We start from the raw sequence: 24,401 nt of genomic DNA, 5'->3' as shown, positions 1-24,401 counted from the left end.
GACGCTTACCAGCGGTAGTGGCTGAAGGCGCGGTTGGCTTCGGCCATCTTGTGGGTGTCTTCGCGCTTCTTGACCGCGGTGCCGCGGTTGTTCGAGGCGTCCAGCAGCTCGGCGGCCAGCTTTTCCGTCATGGTGTTTTCGCCGCGGTTGCGCGCGGCGTTGACCAGCCAGCGGATGGCCAAGGCGCGACGACGGTCCGGACGGACCTCGACCGGCACCTGGTAGGTGGCGCCGCCGACGCGACGCGAACGGACTTCGACCGACGGGGCGACGTTTTCCAGGGCGGCGTGGAAGGTCTCGACCGCAGTCTGCTCCTTCTTCTTGTCCGCCAGGATGTCGAAGGCGCCGTAAACGATGTTTTCGGCGACGGCCTTCTTACCTTCGTACATGACGTAGTTCATGAACTTGGTGACCACCAGGTCTCCGAACTTGGGATCCGGCAGAACTTCACGCTTCTGGGCGCGGTGACGACGCGACATGGGTTATTCCTTCTCGGGCCCGACTAACGTCGGGAAAATCTCTGAAACGTAGGCCGGGGCCGATTACTTCGGACGCTTGGCGCCGTAGTGCGAACGACGCTGCTTGCGGTCCTTGACGCCTTGCGTATCGAGCACGCCGCGCAGGATGTGGTAGCGAACGCCGGGCAAGTCCTTCACGCGGCCGCCGCGGATCAGCACGACCGAGTGCTCCTGCAGGTTGTGGCCTTCGCCGGGGATGTAGCACACGGCTTCGACGCCGTTCTTGGCCAGGCGGACCTTGGCGACCTTACGCAGAGCCGAGTTCGGCTTCTTCGGAGTCGTGGTGTACACGCGGGTGCAGACGCCGCGACGCTGGGGCGAACCCTCCAGGGCCGGAACCTTGTTGCGAACCGGCTTCGGCTTGCGGGGCTTGCGGATCAGCTGGTTGATCGTGGGCATTCGAATTCGTCTCTTTTCGATGTGGAGGCGTGTGTCTTTCGACCGGAGCGCCTCATGAGCCTTCTTTTGAACGGGACCGAAGCCCCGCCCGGGTGTTATCGAGCCGAGGTCACGACGCCCAAACAGAAAAACCGGAACGCGCGCTTCGGGCGTTCCGGCGGGACACAGCCCGTCCGTTCAATTGTCACGATCTCAGCGGACGGCGAACCGCCCACGTCTCGAAAGTGCGCGGCTTCTACGCGCGATCCGTTAACAGGTCAAGGGATTCGCTCAGGCCGACGCCTGCAGCCCCGCGTTCGCATCCTGTTCAGGGATCAATGATATTGCGCCTACATATCGCCATGCTTGCCTAGGCATCATTCGTTCAGACGATGGGGGAGGCTTCATGAGCATCGCCGTTCTGCCCGACGGCCCCGCGAAGCGGGCCAGGCCGCGCCTCAAGCGGTCCCTGACGGCGGGGGCCTCCCTGCTGATGCACGTGATCGTGCTGGGCAGCATGGCTCGCTATGCGGCGGACGACCGGCGTGAGGCTCTCCCTCCGCCGCCGGCGCCGCCGATCATCCAGCTTGAACTCGAACGTCCGTTCGTTCCGCCGCAGCCGTCGCCGCCCCTGCCTGCGCCGACGCGCGTCCCGACGCCTCCGCCCACGCCGATGGAATCGCAACCGCCTCAGAGAACAGCAGCCCAACCTTTGCCGGCTCCTGCTCCGGCGCCCGCCGCGGTTCAGGCGACGCCGCCCCCTCGAACTGCGCCGCAAGCCGCGCCCCTGCCGACCCCTGCGCCCAAGGCGGCCCCCGCGCCGCCCGCCGCCGCGCTGGAGCGGGCGCCGGCCGCCCCCGCCGTGATCGCCCCCATCCGCCCGCGCAAGAAGGACGAAGAGGACGGCCGTGACGGCCTGCCCGCTCCGCCGGCGCCGCGCCTGGCCAATCCGGCGCCGGGCGCGCCTTCGGCCGCCGCCTCAGGAGTAGACGGCGTGTCGGACGCCTGGCGGGTGACGCCGGAAGGCCAGTCCGGCCGCAACGCCCGGGCGCTGCGCACCTCGCCCGCCGGCTGCCCCGCCGGCCGACTGTTGCGGCGCGGGGAAGAGATCATCTGCGACGAGCGCTTCAACGCCCGCGCGGCGCAGGGCGCAGAGAACGGCCGCATCACCGGCACCGGCAACGCCGAGCGCGACGCCCGTTTCGCCCGCGAAGGCGCGCGCGAGATGCAACGATACGAGGCCCAACGACGCCCGCTCAGCGGCGGCGTCGGCGTGCTGGCGCCGCAGGACTGCCCCGGCTCCAACTTCGGCACGGGCTGCGCGGGCGCGCACCTGGATTCCTCGATGCAGATGGACTCCAACCGCAACGTCCAGACCCGCCGCGACGGCGCCCCTGCCTCGGGCCGCCCGATGACGCCCGGCGCCGCCGGTCCGCGCGAGCCGATGCGGCCGCAGTAGAAGCAGTTCCTTCTCCCCTTGTGGGAGAAGGTGGGCGCCGCAGGCGGTCGGATGAGGGGTCTCTCTGCCGCCAGAGAAGGAGGCTGGGCCAGACTCTGCGCCACCCCTCATCCGTCATCCGTCATCCGTCATCCGTCATGCTGCGCATGACACCTTCTCCCACAAGGGGGGAAGGAAGCGAAAAACGCAGCGGTGCCCCTTCCCTCGGCCTCAAGCAGCGCAATGCGCGGTAGGCCAAACAAAAAGAGCGGCGCCTTTCGACGCCGCCCTCTTCTGTCTTTCAGGTCTGAACCCGGATCAGTCGGCCGACTGCTCCAGCTCCAGGGCCAGGTCCGCGGGAAGCGGCTCGACCGCGTCTTCGCGGGCCTGGGTCAGCTCAGCGTCACGCTCGTTGGCGATCTTCTGCAGGCTGCGCAGGTAGGAGCCCGTGCCCGCCGGGATCAGGCGACCCACGATCACGTTTTCCTTCAGTCCTTCCAGCGTGTCCTTCTTGCCGTGGACCGAAGCCTCGGTGAGGACGCGGGTGGTCTCCTGGAACGAGGCCGCCGAGATGAAGCTGCGGGTCTGCAGCGACGCCTTGGTGATGCCCAGCAGGACCGGCTGCACGGTGGCGATGCGGCCGCCGCGCTTCTCGACCTTGGCGTTCTCGATGTCGACTTCGACCCGATCGACGTGGTCGCCCTTGATGAGCGTCGTCTCGGCGGAGTCGATGACCTCGACCTTCTGCAGCATCTGACGGACGATGACTTCGATGTGCTTGTCGTTGATCGGCACGCCCTGCAGTCGGTAGACCTCCTGCACTTCGTTCACCAGATACTCGGCCAACGCCTCGACGCCCTGGATACGCAGCAGGTCGTGCGGATCCGGGTTGCCGTCGATGATGTAGTCGCCCTTCTGGATCAGATCGCCGTCGTGGACGGAGATGTGCTTGCCCTTCGGGATCAGGAACTCGACCGCCTCGGCCTGGTTGCCGTCGGCATCCGGCTCCGGGGTGATCTTGATGCGGCGCTTGTTCTTGTAGTCGCGACCGAATTCGACACGGCCGTCCATCTCGGCGATGACCGCGCAGTCCTTCGGACGACGAGCTTCGAACAGTTCGGCCACGCGCGGCAGACCGCCGGTGATGTCGCGGGTCTTGGCGCCTTCGGTCGGGATACGGGCGATGATGTCGCCCGGCTTGACCTCGTCGCCGTTGGCCACCGACAGGATGGCCCCCACGGGCAGCAGGTAACGCGCGTCAGAACCGCTCGACAGCTTGGCGTAGCTGTCGCCCTGGGTGACGCCCATGGCCGGACGCAGGTCCGCGCCGCGCGGGCTGGCGCGCCAGTCGGAGACGACGCGTTGGGCGATGCCCGTGGCCTCGTCCGTCTCTTCCTTGACCGACAGGCCCTCGACCAGATCCTCGAAGCGCACCACGCCGCCGACTTCCGTCAGGATCGGAGTGGTGTAGGGATCCCACTCGGCCAGGCGTTGGTTCTTGACCACCTCGCCGCCGTCCTTGACGCGCAGGCGCGCGCCGTACGGCACCTTGTAGGATTCGCGGTCCTTGCCGTCGACGGTCACGGTGACCACGACGTTGCGGCTCATGGCCACCGGATCGCCGTGAGCGGCGATAACGGTCGGGCCGACGACCTTGATGACGCCCGCGTTGGTCGCCTCGAAGAACGAGGTTTCCGCAACCTGAGCCGTACCGCCGATGTGGAAGGTACGCATCGTCAGCTGGGTGCCCGGCTCGCCGATCGACTGGGCGGCGATGACGCCGACCGCTTCGCCGATGTTGACGTTGGTGCCGCGCGCCAGGTCACGGCCGTAGCACATGCCGCAGATGCCGGCGTCGGCTTCACACGTCAGGGCCGAACGGACCTTGATGGACTGGACGCCGACCTTGTCGATCAGCTCGACTTCCTCTTCCTGCAGATAGGTGTCCGCAGGGAACAGGACTTCGCCGCCCGGCTCCTTGATGTCCTCGGCCGCGTAACGGCCCAGGACGCGCTGGCCCAGCGAGACGAGCACGTCGCCGCCTTCGACCACGGCGCGCAGGGTGATGCCGCGCGTCGAGCCGCAGTCTTCCTCGGTGACGATGGAGTCCTGCGCCACGTCCACCAGACGGCGGGTCAGGTAACCCGAGTTGGCGGTCTTCAGCGCGGTGTCGGCCAGACCCTTACGGGCGCCGTGGGTGGAGTTGAAGTATTCAAGGACGGTCAGGCCTTCCTTGAAGTTCGAGATGATCGGCGTCTCGATGATCTCGCCCGAGGGCTTGGCCATCAGGCCGCGCATGCCGCCCAGCTGCTTCATCTGAGCCTGCGAGCCACGAGCGCCCGAGTTGGCCATCATGAAGACCGAGTTGATGTCCGGCTCCTGACCCTTGATCAGGACGCGCGGCTGAGCGATCTCGCCCATCATCTCATCGGCGATCTTGTCCGTGGCCTTGGCCCAGGCGTCGACGACCTTGTTGTACTTCTCGCCCTTGGTGATCAGGCCGTCAGCATATTGCTGCTCGTACTCTTCCACCTGGGTGCGGGTCTCGTTGACCAGCTGTTCCTTCTTGGCCGGGATGACGATGTCGTCCTTGCCCACCGAGATGCCGGCCTTGGCCGCTTCACGGAAGCCCATCTGCATCATCTGGTCGGCGAAGATGACCGTCGCCTTCTGACCGCAGTGACGGTAGACCTGATCGATCAGGTTGCCGATTTCCTTCTTGGTCAGGTTCTTCTCAAGAAGCTTGTAGCCGATGTTCGGGTTCAGCGGCAGCAGAGCGCCCAGCTTCATCCGGCCCGGCGTGGTGTCGATCACCTTGGTCACGACTTCGCCGTCCGAGTTCATCTCGGTCCAGCGCGCCTTGATCTTGGTGTGCAGCTTGACGACCTGGGCGTCCAGGGCCGCGTCGATCTCGCCCATGTTGGCGAACAGCTTGCCCTCGCCCGGCTGGTTCTCCTTGACCAGCGACAGGTAGTATAGGCCCAGGACGATGTCCTGCGACGGCACGATGATCGGCTTGCCGTTGGCGGGCGACAGAATGTTGTTCGTCGACATCATCAGCACGCGCGCTTCCAGCTGGGCCTCGAGGCTCAGCGGGACGTGCACGGCCATCTGGTCGCCGTCGAAGTCAGCGTTGAACGCCGTACAGACCAGCGGGTGCAGGCGGATGGCCTTGCCCTCGATCAGCTTGGGCTCGAACGCCTGGATGCCCAGACGGTGCAGCGTCGGCGCGCGGTTCAGCAGGACCGGGTGCTCGCGGATGACCTCGTCCAGGATGTCCCAGACGGCGGGCTGTTCGCGCTCGACCATGCGCTTGGACTGCTTGACGGTGCCCGACAGGCCCTTGGCGTCCAGACGCGCGTAGATGAACGGCTTGAACAGCTCCAGCGCCATCTTCTTGGGCAGGCCGCACTCGTGCAGCTTCAGCTCGGGGCCCACGGTGATGACCGAACGGCCCGAGTAGTCGACGCGCTTGCCCAGCAGGTTCTGACGGAAGCGACCCTGCTTGCCCTTCAGCATGTCGGCCAGCGACTTCAGCGGACGCTTGTTCGCGCCGGTGATGACGCGACCGCGACGGCCGTTGTCGAACAGGGCGTCGACGGATTCCTGCAGCATCCGCTTTTCGTTGCGGATGATGATGTCCGGCGCGCGCAGCTCGATCAGGCGCTTCAGGCGGTTGTTCCGGTTGATGACCCGGCGATACAGGTCGTTCAGGTCCGACGTCGCGAAGCGGCCGCCGTCCAGCGGCACCAGCGGACGCAGTTCCGGCGGGATGACCGGGACGATGGTCAGGATCATCCACTCGGGCTTGTTGCCCGACTCGATGAAGGCTTCCAGCAGCTTCAGTCGCTTGGACGCCTTCTTGGCCTTCAGCTCCGACGGGTTGTCGGCCAGTTCGGCGCGGTGCTTCTCGGCCTCGGCGTTCAGGTCGATCGCCATCAGCAGGTTGCGGACGGCTTCAGCGCCGATCTCGGCCGTGAAGCCGTCGTCGCCGAACTCTTCCTGATAGTGATAGAATTCGTCTTCCGTCAGCAGCTGGTTCTGCTTCAGCGGGGTCAGGCCCGGCTCGGTGACGATGTAGTTCTCGAAGTACAGGACGCGCTCGACGTCCTTCAGCGCCATGTCCAGCATCAGCGAGATGCGCGACGGCAGCGACTTCAGGAACCAGATGTGGGCGACCGGGGCGGCCAGGTCGATGTGACCCATGCGCTCGCGGCGAACGCGAGCCAGCGTGACTTCAACGCCGCACTTCTCGCAGATGATGCCCTTGTACTTCATGCGCTTGTACTTGCCGCACAGGCATTCGTAGTCCTTGGTCGGGCCAAAGATACGGGCGCAGAACAGGCCGTCACGCTCGGGCTTGAACGTGCGGTAATTGATGGTTTCCGGCTTCTTGATCTCGCCGAACGACCACGAACGGATCTTCTCCGGCGAGGCCAGGGCGATCTTGATCTGGTCGAAGGTCGGGGTGACCGGGACCGGGTTGAAGATGTTCAGGACTTCCTGGTTCATCTTTATTCCTTCTGCGGGAATGCCCCGCGAAAATCATTCAGAGAGGAGAACAGGCGGACCGCCCTCCCCCGCCGAGGCGAGGAAGGGCGCTTGATCCGGTCAGCTGTTTTCCAGCTCCACGTTCAGACCCAGCGAGCGCATTTCCTTCACCAGCACGTTGAAGGACTCGGGGATGCCGGCCTCGAAGCTGTCGTCGCCGCGGACAATGGCCTCGTAGACCTTGGTCCGGCCGGCTACGTCGTCCGACTTCACCGTCAGCATTTCCTGCAGGGTGTAGGCGGCGCCGTAAGCTTCCAGAGCCCAGACCTCCATTTCCCCGAAGCGCTGACCGCCGAACTGCGCCTTACCGCCCAGCGGCTGCTGGGTGACGAGCGAGTACGGGCCGATCGAGCGGGCGTGGATCTTGTCGTCGACCAGGTGGTGCAGCTTCAGCATGTACACATAGCCGACCGTGACCGGACGCTTGAACTGCTCGCCCGTCTGGCCGTCGAACAGGATCGACTGACCCGAACGATCCAGGTCCGCCGATTCCAGCAGATCCTCGATGTCCGAGATGCGCGCGCCGTCGAAGACCGGAGTCGCGAACGGAACGCCCTTGGACAGGTTCTGGGCCAGTTCGATCAGCTCTTCGTCGCTCTGCGGCAGCGGGGTGTCGGCGCCGTAGATCTGAGTCAGACGCGACACCAGGGCGTCGCGCATGCCGCCGTCCATCCACTGCTCGAGCAAGCCCTTGATCTGCTTGCCCAGGCCAGCGGCTGCCCAACCCAGGTGGGTTTCGAAGATCTGGCCGATGTTCATGCGCGACGGCACGCCCAGCGGGTTCAGAACGATGTCGACGTGGGTGCCGTCGTCCAGGTGCGGCATGTCCTCGATCGGCAGGATCTTGGAGATGACGCCCTTGTTGCCGTGACGGCCGGCCATCTTGTCGCCCGGCTGCAGTTTGCGCTTCACGGCCACGAAGACCTTGACCATCTTCATGACGCCGGGCGGCATCTCGTCGCCGCGCTGCAGCTTCTCAACCTTGTCTTCGAAGCGGCGGTCGAGGGCCTTACGGGCGTCCTCGAACTGCTTCTTCATGGCCTCCAGCTCGCCCATCGCCTTCTCGTCGTCGAGGGCGACCTGCCACCACAGGCCCTTGGACACTTCGGCCAGCTTCTCTTCGGTGACCTCGCCGCGGCCCATGCCCTTCGGGCCGGACACGGCGGTCTTGCCGAGCAGCAGCGGCTTCACGCGGCCGTAGACGTTGCGCTCAAGGATCTTGAGCTCGTCGTCGCGGTCCTTGCCCAGACGCTCGATCTCGGCGCGTTCGATGGCCACGGCGCGCTCGTCCTTGTCGATGCCGTGACGGTTGAACACGCGCACGTCGACGATGGTGCCGGCGACGCCCGGCGGCAGACGCAGCGAGGTGTCGCGCACGTCCGAAGCCTTCTCGCCGAAGATGGCGCGCAGCAGCTTCTCTTCCGGGGTCATCGGGCTTTCGCCCTTCGGCGTCACCTTGCCGACCAGGATGTCGCCCGGCTGGACCTCGGCGCCGATGGCCACGATGCCCGCCTCGTCGAGGTTGCGCAGGGCCTCCTCGCCGACGTTCGGGATGTCGCGGGTGATTTCTTCCGGACCCAGCTTGGTATCACGCGCCATCACTTCGAACTCTTCGAGGTGGATGGAGGTGAAGATGTCGTCGCGCACGATGCGCTCGGAGATCAGGATGGAGTCTTCGAAGTTGTAGCCGTTCCAGGGCATGTAGGCGACCAGGACGTTGCGGCCCAGAGCCAGTTCGCCCAGATCCGTCGACGGACCGTCGGCGATCACGTCGCCGGTCTTCACTTCGTCGCCCACGCGCACGATCGGGCGCTGGTTGATGCAGGTCGACTGGTTCGAGCGCTGGAACTTCGACAGGCGATAGATGTCGACGCCCGAACGACCGGCGTCCACGTCGCCCGTGGCGCGAACCACGATGCGGGTGCCGTCGATCTGTTCGACCACGCCGTCACGACGGGCGATCACGACCGCGCCGGAGTCCACGGCCACGACCGCTTCCATGCCGGTGCCGACCAGCGGCGCGTCCGACTGCACCAGCGGCACGGCCTGACGTTGCATGTTGGCGCCCATCAGCGCGCGGTTGGCGTCGTCGTTTTCCAGGAAGGGGATCAGGGCGGCGGCGACCGAAACGACCTGTTTCGGCGACACGTCCATCATGTCGACCGTTTCCTTGGTCAGCAGCTGCGAGTCGCCGTTGATACGGCCCGGCACCAGCTCCTCGACGATCTCGCCGTCCTTCAGGTCGATGTTGGCCTGGGCGATGACGTGCTTCGCCTCTTCCATGGCCGAGATGTAGACCACCTCGTCCGTCGCCTTGCCTTCGACCACGCGACGGTACGGGCTTTCGATGAAGCCGTACTTGTTCACGCGAGCGTGCGTGGCCAGGGAGTTGATCAGACCGATGTTCGGGCCTTCCGGCGTTTCGATCGGGCAGATGCGGCCGTAGTGCGTCGGGTGAACGTCGCGGACTTCAAAGCCGGCGCGCTCGCGCGTCAGACCGCCCGGGCCAAGCGCCGAAAGGCGACGCTTGTGGGTGATTTCCGACAGCGGGTTGGTCTGGTCCATGAACTGCGACAGCTGCGACGAGCCGAAGAATTCACGCACAGCCGCAGCGGCCGGCTTGGCGTTGATCAGGTCGTGCGGCATGACCGTGTCGATATCGACCGAGGACATACGCTCCTTGATGGCGCGCTCCATGCGCAGCAGACCGACGCGGTACTGGTTTTCCAGCAACTCGCCGACCGAACGGACCCGGCGGTTGCCCAGGTTGTCGATGTCGTCGATCTCGCCGCGGCCGTCCTTCAGGCCAACCAGGATCTGCAGCACCTTCAGCACGTCGTCCTTCTGCAGGACGCGGATTTCGTCCGAAACCTCAGGGGTTTCCAGACGCATGTTCATCTTGACGCGGCCCACGGCCGACAGGTCGTAGCGCTCGGCGTCGAAGAACAGGGAGTTGAACATGGCCTCGGCCGCTTCCGGCGTCGGCGGCTCGCCCGGGCGCATGACGCGATAGACGTCGAACAGGGCGTCCTCGCGGCCCGTGTTCTTGTCCACACGCAGGGTGTTGCGCATGTAGGCGCCGACCGTGACGTGGTCGATGTCCAGCACGTCGATGGTGGTGAAGCCGTTGGCTTCCAGCAGTTCGATCGCGGCGGCGTCCAGCTCGTCACCCGCCTCGGCGTAGATTTCGCCGGTCTGGTAGTTGACGGCGTCAGCGGCCAGATACTTGGTCAGCAGGGCGTCAGCCGCCAGCGACAGCGACTTCAGACCGCCGTCGGCCAGCTTCTTGGCGGCGCGGGCGCTGATCTTCTGACCAGCCGGGGCGACCACTTCGCCAGTGTCGGCGTCGACCAGATCGAACTCCGGCTTCACGCCGCGCCAGCGTTCCGGCTTGTAGGGCGTGACCCAGCCTTCGCCGCGCTTCTCGTACGGAACGGTCTCGTAGAAGGTTTTGAGGATCTCTTCCCCGTCCATGCCCAGGGCATAGAGGAAGGTCGAGGCCGGCAGTTTACGACGGCGGTCGATGCGGACGTAGACGATGTCCTTGGCGTCGAACTCGAAGTCCAGCCACGAGCCGCGATACGGGATGACGCGGGCGGCGAACAGCAGCTTGCCCGACGAGTGGGTCTTGCCCTTGTCGTGGTCGAAGAAGACGCCCGGCGAGCGGTGCATCTGCGAGACGATCACGCGCTCGGTGCCGTTGACGATGAATGTGCCCTTGCCCGTCATGAGCGGAATGTCGCCCATGTAGACGTCCTGCTCCTTGATGTCCTTGACCGAACGGGCGCCCGTTTCTTCCTCGGTCTCAAAGACGATCAGGCGCAGCTTGACCTTCAGCGGCGCGGCATAGGTCATGTCGCGCTGGATGCATTCCTCGACGTCGTACTTCGGGTCTTCAAACTCGTAGGAGACGTATTCCAGGACGGCGCGCTCGTTGAAGTCCTTGATCGGGAAGACCGACTTGAAGACCGCTTCAATGCCCTCGTCGTTGCGCAGACCGGGGCGCGACTCGCGCTGCAGGAACTGCTCATAGGAAGCGCGCTGAACCTCGATCAGGTTCGGCATCTGCACGGCTTCGGGGATGCGCCCGAAGCTGTAGCGAATGCGCTTCTTGCCGGTAAACGACGTGGCGGCAGCGATCTTACCCAAGGCGAGACCGTCGGTGGACTTGGCCATTCTGTTTTCCCAATCGCGGCCCCTTGCGAGGCCCGCTCTCAATGCAGCAGCCACGGCGCGCCGACCGGCGATCCGTGACCGTAAATGTCTCTCGGCGCCCACCCTCGATCCGCGAGCGGATCAGGACGCCTGGATGTATCCGCCCCCTTGGGGAGGGGCGACGCCTTCGCACCGGTCGGAGGGCGACAAACCGGGCCTCGGCGCTTTCGCGCGGGATTCAGGGAATCTGCGAACGCGCATATATACGCCCTTCTTCGGCGAAATAAAGGCCCCTCACGCGAGCAGTCGACAGTTTCAATCAGCGTGATAAGCCTAGCCTTATGAAGCACATCGCCCTGCCCGTTCTCGCCGCCCTGTCGCTTGCCGCCTGCGCTTCGACGCAAGACGCTCGTCTCGCCGAACCGCGCACGCCCGTCGGCCCCGCTACCCAGGAGAACTGGGAGGTCGGCCAGGCCGCCTATCTGATGTGGAACAGCCAGCAGCGCGGCTGGACCGTCACGCCCTCCGGTCTGCAGTATCGTCGCGTCGGCAAGGCCAACCCCAAGGGCGAGCAGCCGACGGCGACCGACACGGTCAAGGTCCACTATCGCGGCACCTTCATCGATGGGCGCGAGTTCGACAGCTCCTACTCGCGCAACGAACCGACCAGCTTCCCGCTCAACCGCGTCATCAAGGGGTGGACCGAGGGCGTGGCCCTGATGCGCGAAGGCGAGACCTATGAGTTCGTCATCCCCGCCGAGCTGGCTTACGGCCCGCGCTGGATGGGCACGGAGATCCCCGCCAACTCGGCCCTGCGCTTCACGGTCGAGCTGCTTGAGGTGAACCCGGAGCGCTAGTCCAGGTTCATGCCCGGCTTCCAACCGCTCTCGACGAGGAAGGTCTTGGCGTCCGTCATCTGCAATATCTGTCGCAGGGCTTCGCTTTTGTCCGGAGCGTTCCTGTAATAGGCCTTGGCGATCCGGTAGCCGACCCAGTAGCCGAGGTCGCCAGGCTTCTCAGGCGTTGAATTATAGACCCAGGCCGACAGGTCGGTCTTGTCCTGATCAGCGATGAAGGCGGTCTCGATCTCGAGTTCACGTCCACGAGTCTGCGGCGCGAGATAGGCATAGGCCGGCGCGCCGATCATCAGTTCAGTGACGAACTCCGCGACGCCCTCGGCCATCGACACCTCCAGCACCGTGAACTGCTCTTTTTCAGTAAGCTCCGGCGCCTGCTGGGTGTGGACATACTCGTGGATCAGAACGCCCACGAAGCGGTCCTCGATGTCGGGATTGATGAAGTCGGTGGCGCAGAGCGCCTCCAAGCCCACCTGAATTCCGTCTACCGGACTGCCGACCGCGACCGGGCGGCCGCGACCGATCACAAAGGTCGCCGACGGAAACTGCGCCCCGGGATACTGATCGATGAAGCGGGCCAGCCCCTCGGCGACCCGCGCACGGACGCGCGGCAGGTGGTCAGCGCAGGCCCGCGCCTCGACATAGATTTCGGGTCGAGCAGCCATGGCGTCCGCCATCCTCGCGCCCGTCACCCTGCGCACCTTCGCCAGGTGCGTCAGGCCGGTGGAGCCGCCATCCAGATAGGCCTGAAGCTGCTCAGCGCTCGGCCGTCCGGCGGTGCTGTCGTAAAGCGCATAGAAGCGGTCGACGTCGCCGGTCTCGATCACGGGTTCGGGGCTGGTGCGATCCGGCGCCGCCATCTGGGCCGCGAACGTCGGCGACGACGCCAAAAGCGCCAGCACGGCGGCGACGCTCGCCAGAATCCGCTTCCCGTTCATGTGATCTCCATCGCCTTGTGACACCGCTGTCACGCTAGTACGCAATCGGAGCCGGTGAAATCCGCCTCCGCGCAGGCGACCCAAACATGACGGCGAATTCATCCGCCCACGTCGGGCTTGACCATAGCCGCAACGCACAGTGATCTGCTGCGTCCTCGCCGCCTTGCCGGAAAGTCCCTCTGATGATGCGTCCCGCCGCCCGCCTGCTTGTCACCGCCTGCGCCTCCGCCTTGCTGTTCAGCGCCGGTTCGGCCCTGGCCCAGGTGGGAACGCCCGCCCTGCCCGTCGCCCTGGCGCCGATTCCAGCGGCCAAGGACGAGGCCTATCCCGGCGTCATTAAGCTGGACGTCGACGCCACCGACATCGACCGCCGCCTGATCCAGGTGCGCCAGACCATCCCCGTCAGCGGCCCCGGCCCGCTGATCCTCTTCTATCCGCAATGGATTCCCGGCAACCACGGCCCGGTCGGCCCCGTCGCCAACGTCGGCGGATTGACCTTCACCGCCGAGGGGCGGCGGCTGGAGTGGGTGCGCAACACCGTCCAGCCCTGGGCCTATCAGATCGAGGTTCCGGCCGGCGTGACCGAGGTCGAGGCCGCCTTCCAGTGGCTGACGCCCATTGAAGGCAATCAGGGCCGCGTCGTCGTCACGCCCGAGATGCTGAACATCCAGTGGGAAAAGGCCCTGCTCTATCCGGCGGGCTATTATTCGCGTCAGATCACCTTCCAGCCGACGCTGAAGCTGCCTCAGGGCTGGAACTACGGCGTCGCCCTGGACACCGTCAGCTTCGAGAACGGCCTGGCGACCTTCGCCCCCATCACGCTGGAGCATCTGGCTGACAGCCCCGTCTTCGCCGGCGCCCACTATCGCCAGATCGACCTGGATCCGGGCGGCCGCTCGCCGGTGCGCCTGAACGTCGTGGCCGATGACGCCAAGATGCTGGAAGCGACGGACGAGCACGTCCAACTGCACCGCAACCTGGTCCAGCAGGCCGACCGCCTGTTCGGCGCGCGCCACTTCAACCACTACGACTTCCTGCTGGCCGTGACGGACAAGCTGGGCGGCATCGGGCTGGAGCACCACCGCTCGTCCGAGAACAGCGTCGATGTGAAGTATTTCACCGATCGAGAGGCGACCCTGGCCGACCGCGACCTGCTGGGTCACGAATACACCCACAGCTGGAACGGCAAGTGGCGCCGCCCGGCCGACCAGTTGACGCCCAATCTGAACGAGCCGCTGCAGAACTCCCTGATGTGGGTCTATGAAGGCCAGACGCAGTACTGGGGCCTGGTCCTGACCGCCCGCGCGGGCCTGATGTCCAAGCAGCAGGCGCTGGACGTCCTGGCCATGAGCGCCGCCAGCTTCCAGCACATCCCCGGCCGCCAGTGGCGCGCCATGCAGGACACCACCAACGACCCCATCATCAGCCAGCGCCGCCCCCAACCTTGGAGCAGCTATCAGCGCAGCGAGGACTATTACCGCGAAGGCGCGCTGATCTGGCTAGACGCCGACACCCTGATCCGCGAGCGGACCGGCGGGAAGAAGTCGCTGGACGACTTCGCCAAGGCCTTCTTCGGCGTCGAGGACGGCGACTGGGATCCGGCCCCCTACACCTTCGCCGATGTAACCTCGACGCTGAACGGAGTGCAGGCGAACGACTGGGCCGCCTTCCTGCGCGAACGTCTAGACGCGGTCGGCCCCGACTCGCGCGGACCGCTGGACGGCATTGAGCGCGGCGGCTACCGCCTGGTCTTCAAGGAGGAGCCGTCCGGCTACATGGGCGCCCTCTACAAGGAGCTGGGGCGCAACGACTTCACCTATTCGCTCGGCTTCATGATGAATGGTGCGAACAAGATCACCTCCGTCCTGTGGGGCGGCCCGGCCTTCGAACAAGGCCTGACCTCAGGCTGGGAAGTCGTCGCCGTCGGCGGGCGCGCCGCATCGGCCGACGCGCTGAAAGAAGCCGTCACCGCCGCCAAGGGGACGTCCGAACCGATCGAGCTGATCCTCAAGAACGGCGACCGCTTCCGGACGGTGCGCTTCGACTACCACGACGGCCTGCGCTATCCGCATCTTGAGCGGATCGAGGGAACGCCCGACCGCCTGGGCGACATCCTGTCGCCTCGCCGCCGATAACGCCTCCTGCCAAGCCTAATACCGACCGCTTTCAGAGTTCTGGATACCCGATGACCCGACGCCTGCCCGCCGCCGCCCTCGCCCTGCTGCTGACCTCGGCCGCCTCGACCGCGCTCGCTCAGCAATGGACCGGCCCGCAGGCCCCCGCCGCGCCGACGCCGCAGAACACGCCGCTGGCCCTGCCCCGCGCTCTGCCGCCGATCCCGGCGCCGACGGCAGAGGCCTATCCCGGCGTCATCCGCTATGAGGTCGACGCCACCGACGTCGAGAAGAAGATCGTCCGCGTGCGCCAGACCATCCCGGTCACGCCCGGCCATCTGGTCCTGCTCTATCCGAAATTCCTGCCCGGCAACCACGCGGCGACCGGCCCGATCCAGCTGGTGTCCGGCGTGACCGTCCAGGGGGGCGGCGCCCGCATCGACTGGCTGCGCGACACCATCGACCCCTACGCCTTCCACATCGAGGTGCCGCAGGGCGTCAGCGAGATCACGGTCGACTTCCAGTGGCTGACCCAGCCGGACAGCTCGACCTGGCGCGTGGTCATGACGCCCGAGATGGTCAATCTGCAGTGGGAGAAGGCCCTGCTCTATCCGGCGGGCTATCGCTCCACCGGCATCACCTTCGCCCCGTCGATCCGTCTGCCGCAGGGCTGGAAATACGGCGTGGCGCTGGACACCCAAAGCTTCGTCGACGGCCTGGCGACGTTTGCGCCGACCGACCTCTACACCCTGATCGACAGCCCCCTGTTCGGCGGCGCCAACTTCCAGCGCATCGCCATCGACCCGCGCCGCGGAAACGGCGAAGGCGCCGTCCACCTGAACATCGTCGCCGATGCGGCCAAGGATCTGGCCCCCACGACCGAGCAGCTCGGCTGGTTCGAGAACCTGGTCACCCAGACCGACCGCCTGTTCGGCGCCCGCCCCTATGACCGCTACGATTTCCTGGTGGCCGCCACGTCGAAGATGGGCGGCATCGGCCTGGAGCATCATCGCTCGTCCGAGAACTCGGTCCCGACCGACTTCTTCACCAACTGGGGCAAGAGCATGGGGGCCGTCGGCCTCTTGCCGCACGAGTTCGTCCACGCCTGGAACGGCAAGCGCCAGCGCCCGGTCGACGAACTGACCGCCAACCACAACATCCCGACCCAGAACACCCTTCTGTGGGTCTATGAGGGTCAGACGGAATACTGGGGCGATGTGCTGACCGCCCGCTCGGGCCTGGCCTCCAAGGAAGACATTCTGGTCACCGTGGCCGAGAACGCCGCCTTCTATGACAACCAGCCGGGCCGCGAATGGCGCCCGCTGCAGGATGCCAACAACCACAACCTGCTCGGCTATCGCACCTCGAACCCCTATTCGTCATGGATGCGCGGCACGGGCGACTACTACCGCGAGGCACTGCTGATCTGGCTGGACGCCGACACCCTGATCCGCGAAGCGACGGGCGGGAAGAAATCGCTGGACGACTTCGCCAAGGGCTTCTTCGGCGGCGACGACGGCTCCTGGGCGCCGCGCGGCTATACGTTCGACGACGTGGTCGCGGCGCTGAACGCGGTCCATCCGCACGACTGGGCGACCTTCCTGCGCACGCGCCTGGACGCCAGCGGGCCGGACGCCAGGGCCCCGCTGGACGGTCTGGCGCGCGGCGGCTACCGCCTGACCTACACCGACACCCTGACGGCCGACGAGAAGCGCATCCAGTCGGGCTGGGCCAACGACTTCCAGTATTCCCTAGGCTTCACCCTGTCCTCGTCGAACAAGCTGACCGGCATTCGCTGGGGCGGCCGCGCCTTCGAGGCCGACATCGGGCCGGGCTGGGAGCTGGTCGCCGTCAACGACATCGCCGCCTCGGCCGAAAAGCTGCGCGACGCCGTCACCGCCGCCAAGGGAACCGACGCCCCGATCCGCCTGCTGCTCAAGAACGGCGACCGCTACCGCACCGTCGATTTCGACTATCACGAGGGCCTGCGCTACCCGCGCCTGGAGCGGATTCCCGGCACGCCGGATCGGTTGGGCGACATCCTCAGCCCGCGCCGTCGCTAAGGGTCTAAAGGCGCGCCGAGCAGATCACGGCTTGGCGCGACCGGCCGGGGCGGTTTAACCTGTCAGGGACGGGCGCCGCTTCGGACCGCCCACATGAGAACTCGGCCCATGCCGGAGACCCCTGGCGCGCCCGGACGGCGCGACACGCGGTCCCTGCCTCGGAGGCCCCGCAACAGCGGTGCTTTCGATCGAGACGCGCCCCTCTACGGCGCGCTCGACCTGGGGACCAACAATTGCCGCCTGCTGATCGCGCGCCCAGCGCGTGACGGCTTTCGCGTGGTGGATTCTTTCAGCCGCATCGTACGCCTTGGCGAGAGCCTGTCGCGCACCGGCCGCCTGGACGATCGGGCGATGGACCGGGCCTATGACGCCCTGGCCCTGTGCGCCGAGCGCCTGGTGCGCAAGGGCGTCGATCCCAACCGCCTGACCGCCGTCGCCACCCAGGCCTGCCGCATGGCCGAAAACGGCCCCGCCTTCGTCGAGCGGGTGCGGCGCGGCACCGGCCTGCGGCTTCGGATCATCGATCCCTCCGAGGAAGCCGCCCTGTCGGTCGCGGGCTGTCTCAACCTGTTCGATCCGCGCGCCGAGGCGGTGCTGGTGATCGACGTGGGCGGCGGCTCGACCGAACTGTCCTGGCTGATGAAGGGACCGCGCGGCTTCGAAACCGCGGCGTGGATGTCAGCGCCGCTGGGCGTGGTCAGCCTGGCCGAACGCCACCCCGAGCCGGATGGCAGCCCGCCCGAATGGTATGAGGCCATGGTCGCCGACTTCGGCGCCGCCATCGCTACGGGCGGTCCAGAAGGCCCGGACTTCCTGACCCGCGTGGGCGCCGGGCGCGGACATATGGTCGGCACCTCCGGCGCCATCACCAGCCTGGCGGGCATTCATCTGGAGCTGAAACGCTATCAGCGCGATCTGGTCGACGGCCTCTGGATGACGCGCGGCGACTGCGAAAAGGCGGCCAACCGCCTGATCGCCCTCGGTCCCATCGGGCGCGCGGCTGAGAACTGCATCGGGCCGGACCGCGCCGACCTGGTGTTGGCGGGGCGCGGCGATCCTGGAAGCCGTACAGCGCGCCTGGCCGTGCGAGCGGGTGCGCGTGGCCGACCGCGGCCTGCGTGAAGGCCTGCTGCTGCAGAAGATGCGCGAAGACCGGCAGCCTAAACCGCGTCGTCGCCGGCGTCGCAGGGGCGGCGGTGGTGCTGGCGCTGGCGCTGGCGGCGGCCAATAATCGCCCTTCTCCCCTTGCGGGAGAAGATGGCCCGACAGGGCCGGATGAGGGGTCTCGCCACGCCTTATGCGGACAATGGGTTGAGCGTCCAGCAACCCCTCATCCGTCAGGCTGACGCCTGCCACCTTCTCCCACAAGGGGAGAAGGACTTTGAAGCGGCTAATCCACCTGGACCGGCAAGTCGATGTCGCAGACTGAGAAGTCGGCGCCCCTCGCCGTCCGCGTGGTTTCGACCAGGGCGCGGAACGGGGCGCTGCTCGTGCTCAGGACGCGCACCGTGGGCCGCTCGGCTTCGGCCAGATCGCCCGCTACGCGCACACGCATCATGCGGTCGGGATCGCTCACGATGCCGTCGGGATTCGGGCTGAACTTCAACGCGCGCACGACGTCCAGGCCCGACACCACCCGTCCCCAGACGGTGTAACGCTTGTCCAACGCCGGATAGGGCTGGCGCATCAGGAAGAACTGGCTGTTAGCGCTGTCGGGCGCATCGTCGCGCGCCATACCCGCGACGCCGGGACAATACAGGCCCCAGGCGTGGACCTTGCCGTCCGCCGTCGTCCTCATCACAGCGTCAGGCTGGGTCTGCACCGGAAGCGACTGGACGAAGCCCATCAGGGCGCCCGCAGGCGCAGCCACGGCGGCGAAGGGCGTCTGTGCGTCACGGCGGAAGGTGAACTCGGCCTTCAGGTCGGGATGCCAGCTCTGGCCCTCGCCTGTGCCCAGGGGATCGCCCGTCTGGGCCATGAAGGCGTCGATGACCCGATGCCAGTTCAAACCGTCATAAAAGCCCGCCTTGGCCAGCAGACGCATGCGCGCGACATGGCCGGGCGCGGCCTCGGGCGTCATCTCCACCAGGATGCGGCCCTTGCTGGTGTCGATGACCAGCAGATTATCCGGCGCCACCACGCGCCAGTCGCCGGCGGCGATCGCCGGGGCCGCCTCACGCGGCGCAGCGTCGCTGGGCGCCGGCGCCGCGTCCTGAGCCGTCGCCGCGCTCGCCATCAGGGCGGCCAGCAGCGCCGCCCCGATCGTCGGAAGTTGGTGCCTCATGTTCCGCGCCCCTCCCCTGGCGTGGATGATCGCCGTCAGCCGCCTTGAACCGGCGGCTGGACGTCGCAGATGCCGAAGGACGCGCCCTTGGCGGCCCGCGCCGCCTCGACGGCGGCGTTGAACGGCGCAGAGCCGGGCACAGCCACGCGGATCGTCGGCCGCTCGGCCTCCGGCATGGACGAGGCCAGACGCGCCCGCGTCATGACGTCGGCGTCGGGACCGACGGCCCCGTCGTTGGCGTCGTTGCCCGCCTTGAGCGCCTTGACCACGTCCAGGCCCTGCACCACCCGGCCGAAGACCGTGTAGGCGCCGTTCAGATTGTCGTTCTGGCCCATCATCAGATAGAATTGGCTGTTGGCGCTGTCAGGCGAGCCGGCGCGCGCCATGCCCGCCACGCCGGGGCAGAACAGCCCCTGGGCCGAGGTCTTGAAGTCCGCCGTGACGAACATCTGGGCGTCGGGCTGCGTCACCACCGGGATGGAGCCCATGATGCCGCGCAGGCCCGGCCCGCTGTTCTCGACCGGGACGAAGCCGCTGTCGCGGCCGCGACGGAAGGTGAACTCGCCCTTCAGGTCCGGAAGTTCGCTGCCGCCCGCGCCGGTGCCCTGAGGGTCGCCGGTCTGGGCCATGAAGTTCGGAATGACGCGGTGGAATTTCAGCCCGTCATAGAAGCCCTGATTGGTCAGGGTGCGGATGCGCTCAACATGGTTCGGCGCCGCGCGCGGCTCCAGCTCCACCAGGATGCGGCCCTTGGCCGTGTCGATCACCCACAGGTTCTCGGGCGCCACAGTGCGCCAATCGCCCGACTGGCCGCCCGACTGGGCCATCGCTCCACCGGCCAGCAGGGCCATGCCCGCCGCCAGCGCCATCACAGACTTGATCTTCAAACCCGACCTCAACCCTTCTTGACCTTGGCCAACACGCTCGCGGCGACCGCCGGGCTGACGAAGCTGTCGATCCGACCGTCCAGCCGGGCGATTTCCTTCACCAGTCGCGAGGCGATGGCCTGATGCCGCGGATCGGCCATCAGGAACACCGTCTCTATGTCGCTGTTGAGGCGCTGATTCATCGCCGTCATCTGGAACTCATACTCGAAATCGGCGACGGCGCGCAGACCGCGTATGATGACGCTGGCGTCCAGTTCCTCGGCGAAATGCATCAGCAGGCTGGAAAACGGCCGCACCTCGATGTCGGCGTTGAAACGCGCCACCTCGGCCTTGAGCATCTCGACCCGCTCAGCGGTCGAGAACAACGGGCCCTTGTCGTCGTTCTTGGCGACGCCGATGACCAGCCGGTCCACCAGCTTGACCGCCCGCCCGATGATATCGAGATGACCGTTGGTGACCGGATCGAAGGTGCCCGGATAAAGTCCGATACGCATGGCCGGCGGCCTCCCCATCGTTTGGGCCCGTTTAGCAGGTGCGAAATGAACGGCCTAGATTTTCTGACGCGGCTGTGATCGCCAAAGGGCGCCTATCTGCTGCACCGCATCCGTCGCGCCGGTGAAGACATGGTCGTCGACAGCCGCGATTTCCGCCGCGGGCGTGGCGCTGTTGCACAGGAAGGCGCCGTCAAACCGGGGCAGGTCCGACAGGCGCACGACCTCGGTCCGCTGCGGCGATCCGGCGCGCTCCAGCGCCTCGCGGATCAGGGCCTGCGCCACCCCGTCCAGCATGCGCGCCTCGGGCCAGACCACCGTCTCGCCCTCGATGAAGCCGACATTCCACAGCGAGCCCTCGGAAATCCGACCCTCGGCGTCGGTGAACAGGGCGTCGTCGAAACCCGCCAGCCGCGCCATGCGCCGCGCCCGCAACAGGCCCATCGTGGCGACGTGCTTCAGATGCGGCGCCTCGCGGGCATAGGCCTGGCTTTGCAGACGCACCCCGTGCGGCAGAGGCGACGGCGGCGCCGAGACGCTGATCATCACCTGCGGCGCGCCGATCCAGTCCGGCTGACGCAGGGAAAGCTCGTTTGAAAACAGGCTGACGCGCAGCCAGGCCTCGTCCCGCCCGGCCAGCGCCGTCCGCATCTGATCGCGCAGGCGGTCTTCGGCGACAGCCTCGCCGAACAGTTCGACCGCCGAACGGTTGAGACGGCCCAGGTGCCGATCCAGACCGCGCACCCCGCCCCCCTCCACGCGGAAAGAGGTCAGGGCGCCGTAGTTGAACAAGGCCTGGCGGCCCAGATCCTCAACCCCGGCAGGTCGGCCGTCGATCCAGAGTTCAGGAGCGACGGCCATGCAGGATCAGACCTCGCCGCCCTCGTCGGTCGACGTCTCGTTGACGTCGCCGTCTTCATCGTCGCCGCCGGAATCGGCCAGACGCTCGACCGAGACGACCTTCTCGTCCTTGCCGGTGCGGAAGATGGTCACGCCCTGGCTGGAGCGGCCGACGATGCGGACCTGGCTGACCGGGGTGCGGATCATCTGGCCGCCGTCCGTGACCAGCATCAGATCGTCCGACTCCTCGACCGGGAAGGCGGCGGCCAGGCGCGTGCCCGCGCGACCGCCCAGGCCGTGCGCCGTCAGCCCCTGCCCGCCGCGACCCGTGCGGCGATACTCATAGGCTGAGGACCGCTTGCCGAAGCCGGTTTCCGTGACCGTCAGGATGAACTGCTCGGCCGCACCCAGTTCCGCAATGCGCTCGACGGACAGGGCGGTGTCGCCGGCCTCTTCGTCATCGGCCTCGACCGTGACGACATCCTCTTCCGCATCGGCCCCGGCCAGCGCCTTACGCATGGCGTTGGCGTGTTTGACATAGGCGGCGCGCTCTTCCGGCGTCGCGTCCACGCGGCCCAGGATGGCCATGGAGATGACCGTGTCGCCGTGCTGCAGGCGGATGCCCCGCACGCCGGTAGAGTCGCGGCCCTTGAACACGCGCACGTCGTCGGCCTTGAAGCGGATGGCCCGGCCCAGGGCGGTCGTCAGCAGCACGTCGTCCTCGGCCGTGCACAGGCCGACGCCGACCATGCCGTCGCCGTCTTCCAGCTTCATGGCGATCTTGCCCGCGCGGTTCACCGTGGCGAAGTCGCTGAGCTTGTTGCGTCGCACGTCGCCCGACTGGGTGGCGAACATGATGTCGTAGTCGCCCCAGGTCGTTTCGTCTTCCGGCAGGGGCAGCACGTTCATGATGCTGTCGCCCGGCTCGATCGGCAGCAGGTTGACGAAGGCCTTGCCGCGCGACTGCGGATTGCCCAGCGGCAGGCGCCAGGTCTTCAGCTTATAGGCCTTGCCGTTGGTGGCGAAGAACAGGACCGGCGTGTGGGTCGAGGCGCTGAAGACGCTGGTGACGACGTCCTCATCCTTCATCGCCATGCCGCTGCGGCCCTTGCCGCCGCGATGCTGGGTCCGATAGGCGTTCAGCGCCACGCGCTTGACGTAGCCCGAGTGGGTCACGGTCACGACCATGTCCTCGCGCGGGATCAGGTCTTCGTCCTCCATCTCGGCGTCGCCTTCGCCGATGAGGGTGCGGCGATCGACGCCGAACTGATCCTTCACCAGCAGCAGGTCTTCGCGGATGATGGCCAGGACGTTCTTGCGATCCGACAGGATGGTCAGGTGGCCCTGAATGGTGTCGGCCAGCGTGCGCGCCTCGCCGAAGATGTCGTCGCGGCCCAGGCCCGTCAGACGCGACAGCGTCAAGGCCAGAATGGCGCGGGCCTGTTCATCGGTCAGGCGAATCTTGTCGCCCTCGACCAGGACGGTGCGCGGGTCGGCGATCAGCTCGACCAGGGCCATCATGTCCCCGACCGGCCAGGCCTTGGCCTGCAGCCGCTCGCGCGCCTCGGCCGGGTCGGCCGAGCTGCGGATGATGTGGATCACCTCGTCGATGTTGGCGACGGCGACGGCCAGACCGACCAGGACGTGGCCGCGATCGCGGGCCTTGGCCAGTTCGAACTTGACCCGGCGGACCACCACCTCCTCGCGGAAGTCGAGGAAGAGCTCCAGCAGCTTGCGCAGGCCCATCTGCTCGGGACGGCCGTGGTTCAGCGCCAGCATGTTGACGCCGAACGAGGATTGCAGCGCCGTATAGCGATACAGCTGGTTCAGGATCACATCGCCCGAAGCGTCGCGCTTCAACTCGATGACGATGCGCATGCCCAGGCGGTCGGACTCGTCGCGAACGTCGGCGATGCCTTCCAGACGCTTCTCGCGCACCATTTCGGCGATGCGCTCGATCAGGGTCTGCTTGTTCACCTGGAACGGCAGTTCGGTGATGATGATGGCGTCGCGATCCTTGCGGATCTCTTCGATCGACGCCTTGCCGCGCACGATGACCGAGCCGCGCCCGTCGCGCAGGGCGTTGCGCGGGGCCGTGCGGCCCATGATCTCGCCGCCCGTGGGGAAGTCCGGTCCCGGCACGATATCCAGCAGGGCGTCGTCCGACACGTCCGGGTCGTCCAGCAGGGCGACCGCGGCGTCGATCACTTCACGCAGGTTGTGCGGCGGGATGTTGGTCGCCATGCCGACGGCGATGCCGCCCGCGCCGTTGACCAGCAGGTTCGGAATCCGCGCCGGCAGGACGACAGGCTCCAGCTCCTTCTCGTCGTAGTTCGGCTGGAAATCGACGGTGTCCTTGTCGATGTCGGTCAGCAGGGCCACGGCGGCCGGGGCCATCTTGGCCTCGGTGTAACGCATGGAGGCCGGCATATCGCCGTCGACCGAGCCGAAGTTGCCCTGGCCGTCGACCAGCATCAGGCCCATGGAGAAGTCCTGGGCCATGCGGACCAGGGCCATGTAGACCGAAGCGTCGCCGTGCGGGTGGAACCGGCCCAGCACGTCGCCGACCACGCGGGCGCACTTCGAATAGGCGCGCTCCGGCGTCATGTTCAGATCGTGCATCGAATAGAGGATGCGACGATGCACCGGCTTCAGACCGTCGCGCGCGTCCGGCAGGGCCCGGCTGACGATCACGCTCATGGCGTAGTCGAGATAGGAGCGTTTCAGCTCATCCTCGATGGTGATGGTCGAAATATCGCCCGGCGCCATGGGGGCGGCGTTTTGGTAGCTGTCGTCGGTCAAGGAAATCAGGCTTTAGATGGCCGGAATCGGAACGTGATCCGCTATTCAGGTTTCTATCATCAGGGGGCCGTGGTGGCAAAGAAAC

General features: G+C 66.7%; 14 protein-coding genes and 1 pseudogene. 5 read left to right on the top strand and 10 right to left on the bottom strand.

The window, feature by feature from the left end:
* Positions 1-5 precede the first annotated feature (5 nt).
* The gene (rpsG, locus tag FGL25_RS05150; RefSeq protein WP_003165507.1) at positions 6-479 is read right to left on the bottom strand and encodes a 30S ribosomal protein S7; all 474 of its coding nucleotides are present in this window, start codon (positions 477-479) and stop codon (positions 6-8) included.
* A gap of 63 nt (positions 480-542) precedes the next feature.
* Positions 543-917, bottom strand: a complete 375-nt coding sequence (rpsL, locus tag FGL25_RS05145) for a 30S ribosomal protein S12 (RefSeq protein WP_003165508.1) — start codon at positions 915-917, stop codon at positions 543-545.
* 385 nt (positions 918-1,302) lie between these two features.
* On the opposite strand from rpsL, the gene FGL25_RS05140 reads away from it, so the two are divergent.
* The gene (locus FGL25_RS05140; RefSeq protein ID WP_138141131.1) at positions 1,303-2,355 is read left to right on the top strand and encodes a hypothetical protein; all 1,053 of its coding nucleotides are present in this window, start codon (positions 1,303-1,305) and stop codon (positions 2,353-2,355) included.
* Positions 2,356-2,652: 297 nt separating this feature from the next.
* On the opposite strand, the gene rpoC is transcribed toward FGL25_RS05140, so the two are convergent.
* On the bottom strand, positions 2,653-6,846 hold the full coding sequence (gene rpoC, locus FGL25_RS05135; RefSeq protein WP_076224664.1) for a DNA-directed RNA polymerase subunit beta': 4,194 nt from the start codon (positions 6,844-6,846) through the stop codon (positions 2,653-2,655).
* Positions 6,847-6,945: 99 nt separating this feature from the next.
* Positions 6,946-11,061, bottom strand: a complete 4,116-nt coding sequence (rpoB, locus tag FGL25_RS05130) for a DNA-directed RNA polymerase subunit beta (protein WP_138141130.1) — start codon at positions 11,059-11,061, stop codon at positions 6,946-6,948.
* Between the two features lie 320 nt (positions 11,062-11,381).
* On the opposite strand from rpoB, the gene FGL25_RS05125 reads away from it, so the two are divergent.
* Complete coding sequence (locus FGL25_RS05125; RefSeq protein ID WP_138141129.1) at positions 11,382-11,897, top strand: FKBP-type peptidyl-prolyl cis-trans isomerase; 516 nt, start codon at positions 11,382-11,384, stop codon at positions 11,895-11,897.
* On the opposite strand, the gene FGL25_RS05120 is transcribed toward FGL25_RS05125, so the two are convergent.
* Positions 11,894-12,835 (bottom strand): DUF2268 domain-containing putative Zn-dependent protease, encoded by a 942-nt coding sequence (locus FGL25_RS05120; protein WP_076224669.1) that lies wholly within the window; start codon positions 12,833-12,835, stop codon positions 11,894-11,896. The genes FGL25_RS05125 and FGL25_RS05120 overlap by 4 nt on opposite strands.
* Positions 12,836-13,020: 185 nt before the next feature.
* On the opposite strand from FGL25_RS05120, the gene FGL25_RS05115 reads away from it, so the two are divergent.
* The 3 genes and pseudogenes from FGL25_RS05115 to FGL25_RS05105 all read left to right on the top strand — a co-directional run bounded on the left by FGL25_RS05115 (position 13,021) and on the right by FGL25_RS05105 (position 18,243).
* Positions 13,021-14,970, top strand: a complete 1,950-nt coding sequence (locus tag FGL25_RS05115) for a M61 family metallopeptidase (protein ID WP_436835258.1) — start codon at positions 13,021-13,023, stop codon at positions 14,968-14,970.
* Between the two features lie 50 nt (positions 14,971-15,020).
* Entirely contained in the window at positions 15,021-17,012 is a 1,992-nt protein-coding gene (locus tag FGL25_RS05110) for a M61 family metallopeptidase (RefSeq protein ID WP_138141126.1), read from the top strand.
* Between the two features lie 108 nt (positions 17,013-17,120).
* Positions 17,121-18,243 (top strand): annotated as a pseudogene (locus tag FGL25_RS05105) (Ppx/GppA phosphatase family protein).
* A 159-nt stretch (positions 18,244-18,402) separates the two neighbouring features.
* On the opposite strand, the gene FGL25_RS05100 reads toward FGL25_RS05105, so the two are convergent.
* The 5 genes from FGL25_RS05100 to gyrA are packed head-to-tail and all read right to left on the bottom strand — an operon-like array spanning position 18,403 to position 24,283.
* The gene (locus FGL25_RS05100; protein ID WP_138141125.1) at positions 18,403-19,296 is read right to left on the bottom strand and encodes a peptidylprolyl isomerase; all 894 of its coding nucleotides are present in this window, start codon (positions 19,294-19,296) and stop codon (positions 18,403-18,405) included.
* A gap of 35 nt (positions 19,297-19,331) precedes the next feature.
* A complete protein-coding gene (locus tag FGL25_RS05095) occupies positions 19,332-20,165 on the bottom strand; it encodes a peptidylprolyl isomerase (protein WP_167493379.1) in 834 nt (277 codons plus the stop codon).
* A gap of 26 nt (positions 20,166-20,191) precedes the next feature.
* Positions 20,192-20,677, bottom strand: a complete 486-nt coding sequence (coaD, locus tag FGL25_RS05090; RefSeq protein ID WP_003165515.1) for a pantetheine-phosphate adenylyltransferase — start codon at positions 20,675-20,677, stop codon at positions 20,192-20,194.
* 54 nt (positions 20,678-20,731) lie between these two features.
* Entirely contained in the window at positions 20,732-21,535 is an 804-nt protein-coding gene (locus tag FGL25_RS05085; protein ID WP_138141123.1) for an aminotransferase class IV, read from the bottom strand.
* A 6-nt stretch (positions 21,536-21,541) separates the two neighbouring features.
* On the bottom strand, positions 21,542-24,283 hold the full coding sequence (gyrA, locus tag FGL25_RS05080) for a DNA gyrase subunit A (protein WP_138142373.1): 2,742 nt from the start codon (positions 24,281-24,283) through the stop codon (positions 21,542-21,544).
* Positions 24,284-24,401: the final 118 nt, after the last annotated feature.

Source organism: Brevundimonas vancanneytii (genome assembly GCF_901421975.1).
In the GTDB taxonomy this organism is placed as follows: domain Bacteria; phylum Pseudomonadota; class Alphaproteobacteria; order Caulobacterales; family Caulobacteraceae; genus Brevundimonas; species Brevundimonas diminuta.
The sequence above is the reverse complement of the archived record's forward strand: the minus strand, read 5'-3'. Positions and strand labels throughout refer to the sequence as shown.